Here is a 16,754-nt window from a genome sequence, read left to right on the forward strand (position 1 = left end):
GCAGCTTGATACGAATTGAAAAGTGCCCCCACATAAGTGGGGGCCTTTTTTGTTTGGGGGATGAATGGCGACTTTGAGCCGATTGTGTTGAAAAACTCGGTTTGAGAAGCGCGATGATGTGAGTGTTTATTGTGGCTGGCGTCGATCTTATGTCATCGCGGGGCGCATTGGGCGCAGTTTGGCGAGTTTGCGGAGGTTTTGGGCGGTTGCGGCGAGGAGGAATTCGTCTTTCGCACCGTTTGGTCCGCGCAGACGCAGGCGGTCGAGCCGCATGATCTTCTTGAGATGGGCGAAGAGCATTTCGACCTTCTTTCGTCGTCTGCTGGCTTCGGCATATGCGTCTGTCTTGGCGATCTCGCGTGCCTTGTCACGCGCCGCCTCATGGACATGCCGTGAGACAATGCGGGCATCTTTGTTGGGCGTGCAGCGTTCTTTGAGGGCGCAGGTGGAGCAGTGTGTCTTGCTGGCGTAGTACCGTTTGATGCCATCCTTACTAACGCCGGTGCGCGGGGTGCGCATCTTACGCCAGTACTTCTTGAGGGGTTTGCCACCAGGGCAGGTGTATTCGTCTGTGGCTGGATCGTAGCGGAACTCGAGATTAGTGAATGTCCCGTCTTTGCGATCTGATTTGTCGATCACTGGAACGTGCGGTTCAATGTCTTGATCGACCAGCCAACCCAGCATGTTGCCTGAACCATAGGCGGTGTCCGCTGCCAGCCGGTCTGGAAAAAGATCGAACCTGTCTCGCGTGCGGGTCAGCATTGTTTGGGTTGCCCCAACCTCAGCCGGACGGATGGCGCGGGTCGCCTCGACATCCAGAATGATCGCATGGTCAGTATCGATCAGATAATTGGTCGAATAGGCAAAGAATGCTGGTCCTTTCAACGCACCTGTCCACTGGCTGGCGGGATCAGAGAAGGATGTGAACTTTGGTGTCGTATCGCTTGCGGCACCAAATGCGGCGTCATCCAATGTCTCAAGATATTCCCGCACGGCTCGCGGAACGACCGCCGGGTCGATCTGCGCGGCCTCCCATTCCGCCTTTGACGCTGAGTATTGCTTGTTGGCATCGGCCTGGATGATGCTGGCATCTATCGCAAAGGTCTCGCCGCCAACCAAACCCTCAGCCATGCAGCGCTCCACGACCGTCTCAAATAGATGGCGGAACAGATCGCAGTCACGGAACCGTCCATGCCGGTTCTTGGAGAAGGTTGAATGATCGGGGATCGAATCTGACAGATCGAGTTTGCAGAACCAGCGATATGCGAGGTTCAGATGCACCTCTTCGCAGAGCCGACGCTCGGACCGGATGCCAAAGCAGTATCCAACCAGCAGCATGCGGATCATCAATTCCGGATCAATCGATGGGCGGCCTGTGTGGCTGTAGAAATCCGTCAGATGGGCGCGAATGCTGCTGAGATCAACGAACCGATCAATCGCACGCAGCAGGTGATCTTGCGGGACGTGATCTTCAAGCGAGAACTCATAGAACAAGGCCGCCTGCGCTTCCTGCTTCGGTCCCATCATCGCAATCAACCTCCAGTATGAATACCGAAATTGAATCAGCGATCAGCTCGCCAAACAAGCAGAGTTTTTCAACACAATCAGCCCAAACCGACCGATCCTCTTAGAAATAGAAAACCGCAGCTTCATTGACCTTTTTGGTTTTTGGGCCCGTGCTGCCCTCCAGACCGCAACTCAGCGAATGGGTTGTGTGATTGCGCTGAGACATTTCGTTGAGACCTGAAGACTCTCCCAAGATCGGTGGTGACGACCATGCTACACGTCAATTTCGTTACCGACTGCGCACGAACGCACATGACAGCCTCAGTAACCCAAACAATAGGTATTCCGCGAAGCCTCAGGTGCCGATCAAAAGCCGACTGATAGTAGCTTAGTGTCTGAGGAAACGCGCTTTTTTGCCCCTGCCGCCCAACCAATTGAAAGCACAGTTGGTCTTCGGAGCGTCTTTGGAGAAAAGCTTGAAACTGACCTAGAGCCCAATATCCACCAAGATCATTATATCTGCTTACAAAGCTGTCCAGCAGATCATTACATACGCCTTGCAGCGCTATTCGCCGTCCCATCGGGAACTCCACATTCTATGAAAATGGCAATTGGCCGAGCGGCCGATGCCCCGGCGTTCTGAGGCGCAGGGATTATCACTAAGAGCATTTACTGCGAATGGCAACTAAGTCCGCAAACCGACCATCGCCAACCTACCTACCGAACCGGTTATAACCACACGCCAAGCGCGGTTTCCAGCCGGATCACGCTCTGCCAGTGTTTCCGCTATCCTTGTACCTGAACCACCGTTTGCGTTGGGAACGGAATATCGACGCCTGCGTCGTCCAGCGCCTCTTTCACCTGCCGTTTCATATCGGCCTGAAAGGGGAAATAGTCGGCGCTGTTGCACCAGACCCGCACCAGAAAATCGACCGAACTGTCGCCAAGGTTATTCACCTGAATGAACGGCTCTGGCTCAGCCCTTGCGCGGGGATCGGCCATAATGGTGGCCCGGATCGTGTCTTCTGCCGCCTTGAGGTTCGCGCCGTAGCCCACGCCAAACACCCATTCTGCCCGGCGCGTGTCATAGCTGGAATAGTTGATGATCGTGTTGCCCCAGACCTGAGAGTTTGGGATGATGATCTGTACATTGCTGACGGCAGCAAGCTCTGTGTAGTTCAGCGTGATGTCCTTGACCGTGCCCATTTGCCCGTTCACCTCAACAAAATCGCTGATTTTGATGGGGCGGAAGAAGACGATCATCACACCGGCGGCGACGTTCGACAGTGTGCCTTGCAAGGCCAGACCAATCGCCAGACCTGCCGCACCGATGACTGCGACAACGGATGTGGTTTGCACACCAAAGGTGTTGAGTACGAAGAGGAACGCAAAGCCGATGACGACGTAGCGGGCGACATTGCCAAGGAAGTTGAACAGGGTGATATCAAGGTGGGCGTGCTTGCCGCCCAGTCCCACCAATCTGCGACGGACCCAGCCACCCAATAAAAACCCGATGAACAGGATCGCGAGTGCAGCAGCGACGCTGCCCACCGCAGAGGCCAAAAACTCAAGCGTCAGAAGGTCCGCGACAGACTTCCCATCCCAGATCACGGTATTCAGTAGTGCGTCCAATTTAGCCCCCGGCGAGTTGATCCAGTTTCGCGCCCAGTTGCGCGTCGAGCGCGCTTAGGCCACCTGCATCATGCGTCGTCAAGGTGACTTCGACGGTTTTGTAGACGTTGGACCATTCGGGGTGGTGGTTCAGCTTTTCGGCATGAAGTGCGGCGCGGGTCATAAAGCCGAAGGCCTCCACAAAGTTGGCAAAGACGAATTTCTTGTAAATCGCCTCGCGCCCATCCACGCGCGTCCATCCATTCGCCAAAAGCGGGTCGATCTGGGCGGCGTGTTCTGCGTCGGTCAATTTATCGGTCATTGGTGATCCTCCATATCGGTTTTGCGGAATGGGCCGTAGCTGGTCAGCACTTCGATTTCATTGTCGATCGCATCGCGCTCGGCCTCCAGATAGCGCGCCACGGCGTCCTTGAACCCCGCATCCCCGAACCAATGCAGTGAATGGGTGGCCACGGGCAGATAGCCGCGCGCGAGCTTGTGTTCGCCCTGCGCGCCTGCCTCGACCTTGGCCAGCCCGTGCCGGATCGCGTAGTCGATTGCACGGTAATAGCAGACCTCAAAATGCAGGCAGGGGTGGTGTTCGGTGCAGCCCCAATAGCGGCCGTAAAGCGTATCGCGTCCGATGAAGTTTAGCGCACCCGCCACAGGCCGCCCATCACGGATCGCCAGCACCATCAACATATCATCGCGCATGGTTTGCTGTGCAAAGTGAAAGAAATTCCGCGTCAGATAGGGCGTGCCCCATTTGCGGTTCCCGGTGTCTTGGTAGAAAATCCAGAACGCATCCCAGTGTTCTTCCTTGATCTGATCGCCCGTCAGTTCGACAATCTCGCCGCCAAAGTTGTTGGCCTGCGCGCGTTCCTTGCGCATGTTCTTGCGCTTGCGGCTCGATAGCGACCCAAGGAAAGCGTCGAAATCAGCGTACCCGTCGTTGACCCAGTGAAATTGCTGCCCAATCCGGGTCAGTAACCCCATTTCGGCACCGGCAATGGATTCGGCCTCTGTGCAGAAGGTCGCATGGACCGACGAGATTTCGTTGTCAGCCGCGATCTGCACCGCCCCTTGGATCAGCGCAGACATGCCGGTGACTTCATGCCCCGGTTTGGTTAAGAACCGCCGCCCAGTGGCAGGTGTGAACGGCACCGCGATTTGCAGTTTTGGATAGTAACGCCCGCCCGCATTTTCATAGGCATGCGCCCAGTTGTGATCAAAGATGTATTCGCCCTGGGAATGCCCCTTGGCATAGAGCGGGGCAACGGCGATCAACGTGTCACCTTGTTTGGCTGTCACATAGCGGGGCTGCCATCCCGTGCCGGGCCCAACCGACCCGCTGTCTTCCAGCGCCTTCAAAAACCGATGCGTCGTGAAGGGATCATTGGGTCGCCCATCAACGGCCTCGGGGCAGGCGCATGCATCCCAATCGGCCGCGTCAATCGCGTTGATGCTGGGGTGTGCGGTGATTTCGATGGGTGCGTCGCTCATGGGATGCAACTTGGGTGCATCAGCTGCGGCGTCAAGCCAAGTATCCCTCAAAGGTGACATTATCGACAATCCGCCGCGCATCGGCTTCGGCTTTGGCAGAGCGGATGGTCCACGTCAGAATATGGGCGCCTTGTGCTTTCAATTCCGCGACGCGCGGGCGGTCCAGATCGGTAGATTCATGGCTGATGAAACACGATCCGGTGCGGTCATAGTCGGGTATCTCGCGCAAGACGTCCCGGACGTGATCCGGGACCTCTGGCCAGAATTGTGCCTGATAGCTGGACGTTACGATGCCACGTGGGATGTGCGGTGCGAGTTCCGCGCAGGCAGCAACCGCGTGCGGGTTGAACGACATCAAGGCGACATCGCCTTTGTAGTCTTGCAGCGCCGCACAGGTCGCCTTTTCCAAGGGACCTATGTTCGGGCCCATCGCCCCATCTTGATCCTTGATCTCGATCAGCAGGGGAACTTGGCCCGCGACCCTATCCAGAACCGTCTCCAGCGCTGGTATCGTGCCACCGTCATCGGTCAGAGGGATCGCCTCAAGCTCGGCCCGTGTGCGGTTTCGCACCGGTCCCGTCTGATCCGTCAACCGATCCAGCAGATCATCGTGAAAGACCATCGCGTGCCCGTCGCTGGTCAGTTGCACGTCCATCTCGATCCCATAGCCTGCGTCCAACGCGGCCTGGATTGATTTCACGCTATTCTCGACCCGCCCCGCCTTGCGGTCATGCAAGGCGCGGTGGGTGATGGGGCGGGCAAAGAACGACGGCGGCAGGGTCATTTGATTTGAAAGATCGCTTCGATCTCAACCGCGACACCAAGCGGCAGGCTGGCGGCGCTCACGGCTGCACGCGCATGCCGTCCTGCATCACCCAAGGCCGCGACGAAAAAGTCGGATGCGCCGTTGATGACCTGCGGCTGTTGCGTGAAATCAGCGGTGGAATTCACAAAGCCGGTCAGCTTCACAACACGCACCAGACGGTCCATATCGCCATCACAGGCGATCTTCAGTTGGGTCAGCAGTGAAATAGCGCAGAGCTTTGCAGCCGCGGCCCCTTGCTCAACCGTGAAATCAGCGCCGAGGACACCGGTGACCAGCCCATTGTCATCCTGAGAAATCTGGCCCGACACATAGACCATTTCACCGACCGTCACGAAGGGTAGGTAGTTTCCCTTGGCCTTGGGGGCCGCACCCATGTCGGGCAAAGTCACGCCCAATTCAGCCAGTTTGCTTTCAATCACGCTCATCGCTGTTCTCCCATCAATTGCCCGGACGCTAGCGGGCAAAAGGGGTATGCGCAATCACGACTCGCGGAAGGCTTTGGCAAAATAGTCGGCCAGTGGTTTGAGCAGGTAATCCATTGGGCTACGGTCCGCTGTGCGCACGAATGCCTCGACCGGCATACCGGGGATCAGCGTCATATCAGCAGGTAAACGGTCGATCTGCCCCTCCGAAAGCTGCACTTCAGCACGATAATAGGACTGGCCCGAGTTTTCATTTTGGAACGCATCCGCAGATACCAGCGTCACCTGTCCCTGCAATTCTGGCGTGCGCCGCTGGTCAAACGCCGGAAAGCGCAGGGTAACGTCTTGGCCGACGAAAATCTGATCAACATCGATGATTTCCACTTGCGTGGCGATGACAAGCGGGCGGTCCTGCGGGATCAAAAACAAAACCGGATCGGCAGGTCGGATCACTGATTGCTCGGCAAAAACCTGTAGCCCATAAACGATACCAGAGACCGGCGCACGAATATCCAGTCTATCCAGCTGGCGACGCAGGTTGCGGCGATTTTCAGACAACTCCAGTTGGTTAAACTGCAAGTCACGCAAACTGGTAATGGCTTCTTCACGGCGTGTCGACGAGAGCCCAAGGATTTGCAACTCGATCTCAGTCATGCGCTCCGCTGCCTGGGCTGCTTGGGCGGTCAGTTCACCCACGGTGCCCAGCAAGCTGGCCTCTTCACGCTGAAGTGCCAGAACCCGGCTGGCTTGGGCAAGGCCGCGATCCAGCAGGCTTTGTTGATCTGCCAGCTCTTGCGCGATCAACTCACGTTGCGTGCCGAGCGCGTCCTGCTGCGCGTTGATCCCGGTCAATTGGCTGGCGATTTGCGCGCGTTGCTGTGTCAACTGTTCGACGGCACTGCGTTCGGTTTCCAACCGCGCCCGAAAAAGGCGTTCCTGACCATCCATCAGTGTTTGAACATCTGCCGTTTCCTCGTCCAACAAAATATCGCTGAAGGTCAGGGATGACGCATCATCCCGTTCCGCCTCCAATCGTGCGCGACGGGCGAGAATTTCAAAAAGCTGGCCTTCGACAATCGCGAGTTCTGATTGCAAAGTGGTCGCATCAAGACGCAACAATAGATCACCGGCCTGCACCGTATCGCCTTCATCCACTATGATTTCTTCGACAACACCACCGTCGGGGTGCTGGACGACTTGTCTGTTCCTGTCCACCTCAATCTGACCCGATGTAATCACCGCACCAGATATCTGGGCCATGACGGCCCAGGTGCCAAATCCACCGACCAGAATAAATAAAGTCAAACCGCCAACCACGAGGTGTTTGCGCGCCGACCAGCGCTCTGTTGTTTCAGCGCTCATGATACACCGCCTGCTTTGCCCGAACTGCGTTTGATGTCACCATGGTTTTTGACCATCTCAGCCAGCACTTCGTCTTTGGGGCCAAAGGCACGTCGTGCCCCGCCTTCAATCACCAAGAGTAAATCGCACTCCTGAATGGCCGAGGGACGATGCGCCATGATGAACACGATCTTCTTGTCATCTTTCAGCGCTTTGATGGCTTTGTTCAGAGCCATAGACCCATCGTTGTCGAGGTTTGAATTGGGTTCATCCAACACAATCACAACCGGATCACCATAGAGCGCGCGCGCCAATCCAATCCGCTGGATTTGCCCACCAGATAGCCGCCCACTATTGGCCGAGACGCGGGTGTCGTATCCGTCTGGCAGCTTCAGGATCATTTCGTGGGCAGCGGCGGTTTTTGCTGCGGCGACGACTTTTGCGTCATCGGGCTGCATCGTCATCCGCGCGATGTTTTCCTTGATGGTTCCGTCAAACAGTTGCACGCGCTGCGGCAGATAACCCACGTGTTCGCCCAGAACGTCCGGATCGTACTGATCCAGTGCTGCCCCATCCAAACGAACTTTGCCGCCTGCGGGCTGCCACACACCTGTCAGCACCCGCGCAAGGCTGGATTTACCGGCCCCTGATGTGCCAATCACGCCGACGGCTGCTCCGGGCTTTACCTCAAAGCTGATTAACCGCAATGACGCTTGCTTTTCACCCGGTGGCAGGACGGTTACCTGATCAGCAACCAGATACGCTCTTGGTCGCGGCAAGGTCATGCGTTTTTCCTCGACCGGGATGTTGCCCAGCAGGACTGCCAGATTTTGCCAACCCTCACGCCCACGCTGGAACATGGCCCACTGACCGACCAGCATCTCAATCGGGGCCAAGGCGCGACCCAGCAGAATGGACCCCGCGATCATGGCTCCCGGCGAAAGCTGGTTCGTTAGCACCAGATAGGCGCCAAGCCCCAGCATCGCGGATTGCAGGAACATCCGAAAGGCCTTGGTCAAAGCCGTAAAGGTACCCGCTGCGTCAGCAGCATCAATTGTTGTATCCAGCGAAGTTCCACGCGCCACCTGCCAGCGATCAAACGCAGCCCCACGCATGCCAAGCGAATGGACCATTTCGCTTTCGTCGCGGATATGGGCACCCAGCCGTTCTGACGCGAAAATGGCCGCATTAGCGGCTTGTTGGGGTTTACGCGTCACGATTTGATTAAGTATTGCGACGACCAACAAGATGGCTGCGCCACCGACAGCCAAGATGCCCATTAAGGGGTGGAAAATGAATATCCCGAAAAAGAACAAAGGCACCCAAGGCAGATCGAACAGCGCCATCAGCGCAGGCGATGTGATCAGGCGCTGCACGGATTCCAGATCACGTAGGCCCGTGGCCGCTTGATGCGGTGCACGGCTCAGCGTTGTGGCTTGCAGGACCGCACCAAACACCCGCCGGTCAAGCCGCGCTTGAAACCGCGCGCCGACCCGTCCCATGACGCGGCCGCGCACGTAGTCCAAAATCCCCATAACGCCGTAGAGGAACGCAACCAGAACTGACAATGCCAGCAAGGTCTCAAACGAACGTGAACTCAGCACCCTGTCGTAAAGGTTCAGCATATAGAGTGGACCGGTCAGCATCAGCAGGTTCACAAAGAAGCTGAAAATCCCGACCACCCAATAAAGGGGCCGGCTTTCGCGCCTGGTCTGCACAAGTTCGGCGTGACCTCTGGCTGTTAACTCGTCAGACATCGTTTGATATGCCCCTTTCCATCCCCGTGTATTGTTGCAGCACAGCTTAACCCAAACTGCGCGAGAGTGAACGCATATATCACTTTCATCGGAAACTGGATAAATGATTGATCTGGAGCACTAATGTGCGCAATGATGCCGATCTCATGAGACGGAAATTATCGCATATTTGTGCCATCGCCAGTCTTGTTCCCGTGGCGGGCTTGGCTGGACCATTTGACGGGGTCTACAAGCAAACCGCTAACGCCGAATGCAGTTTGATCGGCGTTGATGGCGGATCGCTGAAGATCGAGAATAACATTTTCTATGGGGTTGAGGTCGAATGTCGCATGACCAGTCCCGTTGATATCGTCGATATGGATGCCACGCTTTACGAAATGCAATGCTCTGGTGAAGGCGAGACATGGACAGAACGGGCCATGCTGATGCCGGATGCAGAGAAAACCGGGCTTTATATGGTGTGGAGCGGCTATGCGTTCCGCTATGATCGCTGCGAAGATCCCGGATCGTAGAGGGTTTATTCCGTCAGGATACTGTCCAGCAGGTTCAGGATATCCTGCGCGGGCGCTTGTCCGCCTTCACTTTGCAAGACACCCGTTGATGCAGGTGCCTGCGGGACGATCATCGGCAATGCCGTTGGTTGCTGTCCTTCCAGAACCCGCACCATCGTTTCACGCCAGATGGTTGCAGGAAGTCCGCCTCCGGTCACGCCGGTAAGGCGCGAATTGTCATCATAACCCATCCAGACACCCGTCACGTAGTCCCCTGTAAAGCCGATGAACCATGCGTCGCGTGATCCTTGCGTGGTCCCGGTTTTGCCCGCGATGGGCCAGCCATCGATGCGTGCGCGCTGCCCGGTACCCTCATCGACAACTTTTGTCATCATCCATGTCAGTTGGCGGGCGGCGTCTTCGCGGATAATCCGTTCGCCGATGCCCACATCGCGCGCATCCATAAGGGAGTCGTCGTCACCCAAAAAGCGCAGGTCGGTCAAGCCATAGGGGGTGACCTGTGATCCACCGTTCAAGATGCCGGCAAAAGCGCCGGTCATGTCCAGCAACGTGCTCTCTGACACGCCAAGTGCGAGGGCAGGGCCTGCGGCAAGGTCGCCCTGCACGCCAAAGCCGTTTGCGACATCGCTCACCAAACCGCGGCCGACTTCTTCAGATACAAGGATCGCGGGGATGTTCCGGCTTGTTGCCAGCGCATCAACCATCGGAATCGGCCCCACGAATGCACGGTCATAGTTTTCCGGACACCAAGAGGCGGACCCACGTCGTTCCCAACAGGTCGGCGCATCGTCGATCATATCGTAGGGTGACATGCCCAGATCGAGAGCGGCGGCATAGATGAAAGGCTTAAACGCTGATCCGGTCTGACGCAGCGCTTGGGTGGCGCGGTTAAATGCGCCTGTGGCGCTGATGTTGCGCCCGCCAACCATCGCGCGCACAGCGCCATCTGCGGACATCACAACGATCGCGGCCTGTGCCTCGGATCCTTCGCGCACGTCATTTTCAAAGACCGAGATCAGCGCCTCTTCCGCAGCGGTCTGGATACGTTGATCAAGTGTCGTGCGGATGACGACATCCTCGGTTGTATCGCGGGTAAAGAATTCGGGGCCACTATCCATGACCCAATCCGCAAAAACCCGCCAGAGCTTGCGCGCGCGGCATCAGACAATGTTGCCGGGTTTGAGCGGGCTTCACTGGCCTCCGTGGCCGTCAGGTAGCCTTGGTCCTCCATCAGACCAATGACAACGGATCCCCGGTTTTGCGCACGCTCAAGGCTGCGGGTGGGTGCATTGGCGGACGGCGCTGTCAGCAAGCCGGCGAGCATGGCTGCCTGGGCAGGGTTCACTTCTGCCGCAGAAATCCCGAAATAGCGCTGTGCGGCGGCTTCAAATCCGCGACTGCCTGCGCCAAGATACGCCCGGTTCAGATAGATCGTGAGGATTTCTTCCTTGGTATAGGCAATCTCCATGCCGACGGCGAAAACGGCCTCGCGCGCTTTGCGCCAAAGAGAGCCTTGCCGACAGTCGTTTTCGTAAGCCCGTTCGCTTTCCCATTTGTTTGGGTCGAAGGGAACGCCAAGGCACAGCAGTTTCGCTGTTTGCTGTGTCAGCGTCGATCCGCCGTTGCCCGACAAGGGTCCGCGTCCCGCGCGCAGGTTAATGCGCACCGCAGAGGCGATACCGCGCGGCGAGATACCAAAGTGGCGATAGAATCGCTTGTCCTCTGTTGCGACAACAGCGTTGTGCAGATGGGGGGATACGGTTTCGGTCGTGACCATCCCGCCAAACTGATCGCCCCGCCATGCGAACACATCGCCCGTCAGGTCGGTCATGGTGACGGACCCTCGGGTGCGGCCGTCAATCAATTCGGCCATCGCCGGCATTTTGGACGCAAAGTAGAAAGAGAATCCGCCGATAATCAGCGCTGTGATCAGGCCAATCCGCCATGTGAACGCCCAGAACAGGCGGAAAAACCAGATGAACGGAGTCAAGATCCACCCGATCACACCGCGGGGTGCCGCCTTCTTTGGTGCAGCCTTGCGGCGCGCCGCAGGCTTGGCGGTCTTTTTCTTGGACGCAGCCTTTTTTGGGGCTGCTGGTTTTTTCGCATAGCGCTTGTCAGCCACCAAAGGGGGCTTTTTGCCGTTTCCGCTCATGATCCGCTCGATTGACTGTTTCGTCTGATTTTCGACGACTATAGCGGGTCCTTTCGCAAATGTAGACCCGCGATGAGTCGCGAATATATCCTTTTTGATATGCCTAATAATTAGGCGATGAGATTAATTTGTGCAAAAATTGTGCAAAAGAGTCGATTAACAGGTAGTGAATGGGGTGCGGCAATCTTGTCGGGCCGAGGTTCTAGCGCTCTGTAACAGCGTGCAAGCGGGCGACGATGTATCCGGCGTCTGCAAGAGAATTTGCAAGGGGAAGAACGTGAAACTCATCATTGCAACAATCAAACCGTTCAAGCTGGAGGAGGTCCGCGAAGCACTGACCACCGTCGGCGTGCGCGGCATGATGGTGTCCGAAATCAAAGGCTTTGGCTCACAGTCTGGTCACACTGAAATCTATCGCGGCGCAGAGTATGCCGTGAACTTCGTGCCAAAGGTCAAGCTCGAGATCGTCGTGCAGGACAGCATGGCAGATCAGGTCGTATCGACCATCGCAACCACCGCCAAAACCGAGAAGATCGGTGATGGCAAGATTTTCGTTCTCGACGTTGAAAGTGCGCTGCGCGTGCGGACCGGCGAGACCAATGATGATGCGCTTTGAACGCGGAACGAGGGACAGATTTATGAAACTAACGAAGTATCTTTCTGTTGGGGCCGCGCTGACGCTGCTGCCAACATTCGCGCTGGCACAGGATGCCGCGCCGAGCTTTGACGAGATCGGCCCATACCTGATGACCACATTGCTGTTCTTGATTGGCGGCTTTCTTGTGTTCTGGATGGCTGCGGGTTTCGCCATGCTGGAAGCAGGGCTTGTACGGTCCAAGAACGTCACAACGCAGCTGACCAAGAACATCGCTCTCTATTCGCTGTCGGCCATCATGTATTGGTTGGTTGGCTTTAATCTGATGTATCCGGGCGACGCGTGGATCATCCCCGGTTGGTTTGGCACATTCGCGCCAACATCGCTTGAGCCTGTTGGCCTTGCAGCCGCTGATGCCGCACTTGACTATGCGTCTGTTGCCTCTGACTTCTTCTTTCAGTTGATGTTCTGCGCAACGACAGCTTCGATCGTCTCGGGTACTTTGGCTGAGCGTATCAAGCTGTGGCCCTTCCTGATCTTTGTCGTCATCCTGACGGGTCTGATCTACCCAATCGGTGCGTCCTGGCAGTGGGGCGGCGGCTGGTTGTCTGAAATGGGCTTTTATGACTTCGCTGGTTCAACTGTTGTGCACGCAGCTGGTGGTTTCGCAGCGCTCGCAGGTGCGATCATCCTTGGTGCCCGTATCGGCAAGTACAAAGACGGCCGCGTGGTCCCGATGCCGGGTTCAAACCTTGCGCTTGCCACATTGGGTACATTCATCCTGTGGCTGGGTTGGTTTGGCTTTAACGGTGGGTCGCAGCTGGCTGCAGGCACTGTGGGCGACATCACAGACATCGGTCGTATCTTTGCAAACACCAACATGGCGGCAGCAGCCGGTGCTGTTGCAGCACTGATCATGACCAACGTGATGTACAAAAAGCCTGATTTGACCATGGTCCTGAACGGCGCTCTTGCCGGTCTGGTATCGATCACAGCCAGCCCGCTTGAGCCCACGCTCTTTGGTGCGCTCTGGATTGGTGCGGTCGGTGGTATCATCGTGGTCTTCGCAGTGCCGTTCTTTGACAAGCTCAAGATTGATGACGTCGTCGGCGCCATCTCGGTTCACCTTGTTGCAGGCTTCTGGGGTACAATTGTTGTGCCGGTCTATGCAGGCGCAGACAGCAACTTTGTGACCCAATTCATCGGGTTTATCGCCATCGGTGGTTTCACTTTTGTCGTCAGCTTGGTGGCTTGGATCATCCTGAAGGGCATCATGGGCATTCGGGTTTCCGAGCAGGCCGAGATTGACGGGCTGGACGTGTCAGAGTTGGGTATGGAAGCTTATCCAGAATTTGCAAAAGGCTGATCTCCCTCCGATCAGTATTTGCGACAAACCCGGGCGTGCGCGCCCGGGTTTTTTTATGCTTAAGGTGGATCATGATCCACCTTACCTGACAGAATGGCGATTTCTTCGATCAAAGTCTCATCTGACGCAAGAAATTGTCGCAAGATGAACTCCATCTGACCTATTCTGCGATACGCTTGCAATGCATTCGGACATATCTTCTGGTTAACACGAATCCTCTACTTTTCGGAGCCATACCATGATCCAGACACCCTATCTTTTGTTCCTCGGCGATGCCCCGGATCAGCTTGCGGCGAAAGTCGCGCAAGGTATCAAGGACTGGCGTCCTGAGAACGCAGTTGGCCAGTTCCGCATGGATGGATGTGGTGCCAACCTTGGTATCACAGACATGACATTGGAAGATGCACGCGCGGCCGGCGCGAAAACGCTTGTGATCGGCGTGGCCAACCGTGGCGGCTATATCTCGAAGGCGTGGAAAGAGGTCTTGGTCAAAGCGTTGCAGATGGGGTTTGATATCGCATCCGGCCTGCACAACCTGCTGCGCGACGAAGATGAGCTGGTCGCTGCCGCCCGTGTGAGCGGCCGCACGCTGTTTGATGTGCGGATCCCATCCGTCGCCTACCCCATCGCCAACGGTAAGAAGCGGACCGGCAAACGGTGTCTCGCGATTGGGACCGATTGCTCTGTTGGCAAGATGTATACCGGTCTGGCGATGGATGCCGAGATGCACAGACGCGGGATGAAGTCGACCTTCCGCCCAACCGGTCAGACAGGTATCCTGATCACGGGGGGTGGCGTGCCGCTGGATGCTGTGATCGCCGATTTCATGGCAGGCGCAGTCGAATATCTGACCCCCGACAATGATGCCGACCACTGGGATCACATTGAAGGACAAGGCAGCCTGTTCCATGTCTCTTATTCCGGCGTGACGATGGCACTGATCCACGGGGGGCAGCCTGATGCGCTTGTTCTGGCGCATGAACCGACGCGCACGCACATGCGCGGGTTGCCGGACTATGACTTGCCCAGTTTAGAAGTCTTGCGTGATACAGCGCTGCCGATCGCTCGCGTTGCAAACCCGCATTGCCAAATTGTTGGTATTTCGGTCAACACACAGCATTTGGCCGAGGATGAGGCACTGTCCTATATGGCAGAGGTCGAAAAGCGGATGGGGTTGCCCACGATTGATACTTTCCGTCAGGGCGCTGGACGCCTCGTGGATGCACTTGCAGATTTGTAAGCGTGTTGGCCTAAGTTGATTTTGCGCCTCCGGCGGAGGTGGTTTTGAACATGAAAAGAGAGTGATGCATATTTCTGTCTCCCGCGATGTCTTTCAATTGGCGCAAGCATTCACAATCAGCCGTGGTTCACGCACACAGGCCGAAGTGCTGACTGTGACGGTCACGGACGACGGTGCGCACGGCAAAGGGGAATGCGTACCCTATGCAAGATACGGTGAGACACTGGACAGCGTCACCGCGCAAATCGAGGGCTTTCAGGGCAGCTGGGCAGAACTGCATAGCGCACTTCCGGCAGGTGCTGCACGCAATGCGCTTGATTGTGCCCTTTGGGATCGTGCTGCAAAGAAGGGGGCAAGCGAGTGTGGGATCTGTTGGGGCTGCCCACACCAAGTCCGGAGATCACGGCCTACACCCTTTCGCTGGATACGCCAGCAGTCATGGAACAGCAGGCAACCGCAAATGCCCATCGTCCACTATTGAAGATCAAGCTGGGCACGCCTGATGACATGGCCCGTCTTGAGGCGGTTCGCCGCGGTGCGCATGACGTCCCGATTATTGTTGATGCCAATGAAGGGTGGACGGCCGACGTCTATGCCGAACTGGCCCCCCACTTGATCAGGCTTGGTGTGCTGATGGTTGAACAGCCTCTGCCAGCGGGGGACGATGATCTTTTGGCCCAGATTGCACGTCCGTTGCCAGTGTGCGCAGACGAAAGCTGCCATGATCGCGCGAGCCTTGCCGCGCTGCGTGGCAAATACGATATGGTGAACATCAAGCTGGACAAAGCCGGCGGTCTGACCGAGGCGCTGGCACTCAAGGCACAGGCCAAGGCGGAAGGCTATGGCGTGATGGTTGGCTGTATGGTCGGATCTTCGCTTGCGATGGCACCTGCGACGATCCTCGCACAAGGTGTGGCATTCACGGACCTTGACGGACCACTGTTATTGGCCGAAGACCGTGATGAACCACTATTATTTGATGAACACGGCGTGCACCCGCCCGCCACTGCACTTTGGGGATGACCATGCGCACAGTCTATATCAACGGCGAGTACCTGCCCGAGAAAGAAGCCAAAGTATCAATCTTTGATCGGGGCTTTCTGATGGCGGATGGCGTCTATGAAGTGACGTCAGTTCTTGATGGCAAGCTGATCGACTTTGCAGGCCATGCAAAACGACTGGAGCGGTCTTTGAACGAGTTGAACATGCCGCACCCAGAGGTGCTGCCTGACTTGTTGGAGGTCCACCGAGAGCTGGTGCGTCTGAACGGTATCGAAGAAGGGATGATCTATTTGCAGATCACGCGTGGTGCGCCCGATGACCGTGATTTTGTGTTTCCTGATCCCGAGACCACGACCCCCACAGTCGTGCTATTCACTCAGAACAAGCCCGGCCTTGCCAACAGCCCTGCGGCCAAGAAGGGGATCAAAGTGATCTCTATCGAAGATCAGCGCTGGGCGCGCCGTGATATCAAGACGGTGCAATTGTTGTTTCCGTCGATGGGCAAGATGATGGCCAAAGCAGCCGGTGTTGATGACGCCTGGATGGTTGAGGATGGGGCCGTGACCGAAGGCACCTCGAACAACGCCTACATCATCAAGGGTAACACGATCATCACTCGGCATCTTGGCAATGAGATATTGCACGGCATCACCCGTGCCGCTGTCCTCCGCTTTGCCAAAGAGGCGCAGATGAAGGTCGAAGAGCGCAGCTTTACCATTGCCGAAGCACAGGAAGCAGATGAGGCGTTCATTACGTCGGCCAGCATGTTCGTGATGCCGGTGGTTGAGGTGGACGGGGCGGCTGTTGGTACTGGGATGCCGGGGCCGGTGGCCGCACGCCTGCGCGAGATCTACCTCGATGAAAGCAGGAAGGTCGCCGTATAAGGTCACTTCGCGGGTTCGACTGACGGCTATCGCA

Annotated in this window: 13 protein-coding genes and 2 pseudogenes; 6 read left to right on the top strand and 9 right to left on the bottom strand. The window is 56.8% G+C overall.

What is annotated here, in order from left to right; translation table 11 throughout:
- Window positions 1-147: 147 nt before the first annotated feature.
- The 8 genes from ACZ1G5_RS11000 to ACZ1G5_RS11035 all read right to left on the bottom strand — a co-directional run bounded on the left by ACZ1G5_RS11000 (window position 148) and on the right by ACZ1G5_RS11035 (window position 8,966).
- The gene (locus ACZ1G5_RS11000) at window positions 148-1,527 is read right to left on the bottom strand and encodes an IS1182 family transposase (RefSeq protein ID WP_472731407.1); all 1,380 of its coding nucleotides are present in this window, start codon (window positions 1,525-1,527) and stop codon (window positions 148-150) included.
- A gap of 765 nt (window positions 1,528-2,292) precedes the next feature.
- On the bottom strand, window positions 2,293-3,138 hold the full coding sequence (locus tag ACZ1G5_RS11005; RefSeq protein WP_472732878.1) for a mechanosensitive ion channel family protein: 846 nt from the start codon (window positions 3,136-3,138) through the stop codon (window positions 2,293-2,295).
- A gap of 1 nt (window position 3,139) precedes the next feature.
- Window positions 3,140-3,439: a 4a-hydroxytetrahydrobiopterin dehydratase gene (locus tag ACZ1G5_RS11010; RefSeq protein ID WP_472732879.1), complete on the bottom strand. Its 300-nt coding sequence runs from the start codon at window positions 3,437-3,439 to the stop codon at window positions 3,140-3,142.
- Window positions 3,436-4,620, bottom strand: coding sequence for a GNAT family N-acetyltransferase (locus ACZ1G5_RS11015; RefSeq protein WP_472732880.1), 1,185 nt, complete (start codon window positions 4,618-4,620; stop codon window positions 3,436-3,438). Before ACZ1G5_RS11015 ends, ACZ1G5_RS11010 begins: the two co-directional genes overlap by 4 nt.
- Window positions 4,621-4,651: 31 nt before the next feature.
- Window positions 4,652-5,404: a glycerophosphodiester phosphodiesterase family protein gene (locus ACZ1G5_RS11020; protein ID WP_472732881.1), complete on the bottom strand. Its 753-nt coding sequence runs from the start codon at window positions 5,402-5,404 to the stop codon at window positions 4,652-4,654.
- Window positions 5,401-5,871 carry a RidA family protein gene (locus ACZ1G5_RS11025; RefSeq protein WP_472732882.1) on the bottom strand — a complete coding sequence of 157 codons (471 nt, stop codon included), beginning with the start codon at window positions 5,869-5,871 and terminating at the stop codon, window positions 5,401-5,403. The genes ACZ1G5_RS11020 and ACZ1G5_RS11025 overlap by 4 nt, the downstream gene beginning before the upstream one ends.
- Window positions 5,872-5,925: 54 nt before the next feature.
- Window positions 5,926-7,230, bottom strand: coding sequence for an HlyD family type I secretion periplasmic adaptor subunit (locus ACZ1G5_RS11030; RefSeq protein WP_472732883.1), 1,305 nt, complete (start codon window positions 7,228-7,230; stop codon window positions 5,926-5,928).
- Entirely contained in the window at window positions 7,227-8,966 is a 1,740-nt protein-coding gene (locus ACZ1G5_RS11035) for a type I secretion system permease/ATPase (protein ID WP_472732884.1), read from the bottom strand. Before ACZ1G5_RS11035 ends, ACZ1G5_RS11030 begins: the two co-directional genes overlap by 4 nt.
- A 146-nt stretch (window positions 8,967-9,112) precedes the next feature.
- Here ACZ1G5_RS11035 and ACZ1G5_RS11040 point away from each other — a divergent pair, with 146 nt between their 5' ends.
- Entirely contained in the window at window positions 9,113-9,478 is a 366-nt protein-coding gene (locus ACZ1G5_RS11040; protein WP_472732885.1) for a hypothetical protein, read from the top strand.
- Between the two features lie 5 nt (window positions 9,479-9,483).
- Here ACZ1G5_RS11040 and ACZ1G5_RS11045 read toward each other — a convergent pair.
- Window positions 9,484-11,633 (bottom strand): annotated as a pseudogene (locus ACZ1G5_RS11045) (transglycosylase domain-containing protein).
- Window positions 11,634-11,910: 277 nt separating this feature from the next.
- On the opposite strand from ACZ1G5_RS11045, the gene ACZ1G5_RS11050 reads away from it, so the two are divergent.
- From ACZ1G5_RS11050 to ACZ1G5_RS11070, 5 genes and pseudogenes are all read left to right on the top strand, one after another.
- Window positions 11,911-12,249, top strand: coding sequence for a P-II family nitrogen regulator (locus ACZ1G5_RS11050; RefSeq protein WP_306165334.1), 339 nt, complete (start codon window positions 11,911-11,913; stop codon window positions 12,247-12,249).
- Between the two features lie 22 nt (window positions 12,250-12,271).
- Entirely contained in the window at window positions 12,272-13,594 is a 1,323-nt protein-coding gene (amt, locus tag ACZ1G5_RS11055) for an ammonium transporter (protein WP_472732886.1), read from the top strand.
- Window positions 13,595-13,832: 238 nt separating this feature from the next.
- Window positions 13,833-14,834 (top strand): N-acetyltransferase DgcN, encoded by a 1,002-nt coding sequence (gene dgcN / locus ACZ1G5_RS11060; RefSeq protein ID WP_472732887.1) that lies wholly within the window; start codon window positions 13,833-13,835, stop codon window positions 14,832-14,834.
- Window positions 14,835-14,898: 64 nt separating this feature from the next.
- Window positions 14,899-15,857 (top strand): annotated as a pseudogene (gene dgcA, locus ACZ1G5_RS11065) (N-acetyl-D-Glu racemase DgcA).
- A complete protein-coding gene (locus ACZ1G5_RS11070; RefSeq protein WP_472732888.1) occupies window positions 15,854-16,720 on the top strand; it encodes a D-amino-acid transaminase in 867 nt (288 codons plus the stop codon). The pseudogene dgcA and the gene ACZ1G5_RS11070 overlap by 4 nt, the downstream one beginning before the upstream one ends.
- Window positions 16,721-16,754: the final 34 nt, after the last annotated feature.

This window comes from Yoonia sp. JB2-21, from assembly GCF_055693545.1.

Coding starts and splice junctions, on each gene's coding strand:
- ACZ1G5_RS11000 (WP_472731407.1), bottom strand. CDS start 1,527: ATGATGGGACCGAAGCAGGAAGCGCAGGCGGCCTTGTTCTATGAGTTC.
- ACZ1G5_RS11010 (WP_472732879.1), bottom strand. CDS start 3,439: ATGACCGATAAATTGACCGACGCAGAACACGCCGCCCAGATCGACCCG.
- ACZ1G5_RS11015 (WP_472732880.1), bottom strand. CDS start 4,620: ATGAGCGACGCACCCATCGAAATCACCGCACACCCCAGCATCAACGCG.
- ACZ1G5_RS11020 (WP_472732881.1), bottom strand. CDS start 5,404: ATGACCCTGCCGCCGTCGTTCTTTGCCCGCCCCATCACCCACCGCGCC.
- ACZ1G5_RS11025 (WP_472732882.1), bottom strand. CDS start 5,871: ATGAGCGTGATTGAAAGCAAACTGGCTGAATTGGGCGTGACTTTGCCC.
- ACZ1G5_RS11030 (WP_472732883.1), bottom strand. CDS start 7,230: ATGAGCGCTGAAACAACAGAGCGCTGGTCGGCGCGCAAACACCTCGTG.
- ACZ1G5_RS11035 (WP_472732884.1), bottom strand. CDS start 8,966: ATGTCTGACGAGTTAACAGCCAGAGGTCACGCCGAACTTGTGCAGACC.
- ACZ1G5_RS11040 (WP_472732885.1), top strand. CDS start 9,113: ATGAGACGGAAATTATCGCATATTTGTGCCATCGCCAGTCTTGTTCCC.
- amt (WP_472732886.1), top strand. CDS start 12,272: ATGAAACTAACGAAGTATCTTTCTGTTGGGGCCGCGCTGACGCTGCTG.
- dgcN (WP_472732887.1), top strand. CDS start 13,833: ATGATCCAGACACCCTATCTTTTGTTCCTCGGCGATGCCCCGGATCAG.
- ACZ1G5_RS11070 (WP_472732888.1), top strand. CDS start 15,854: ATGACCATGCGCACAGTCTATATCAACGGCGAGTACCTGCCCGAGAAA.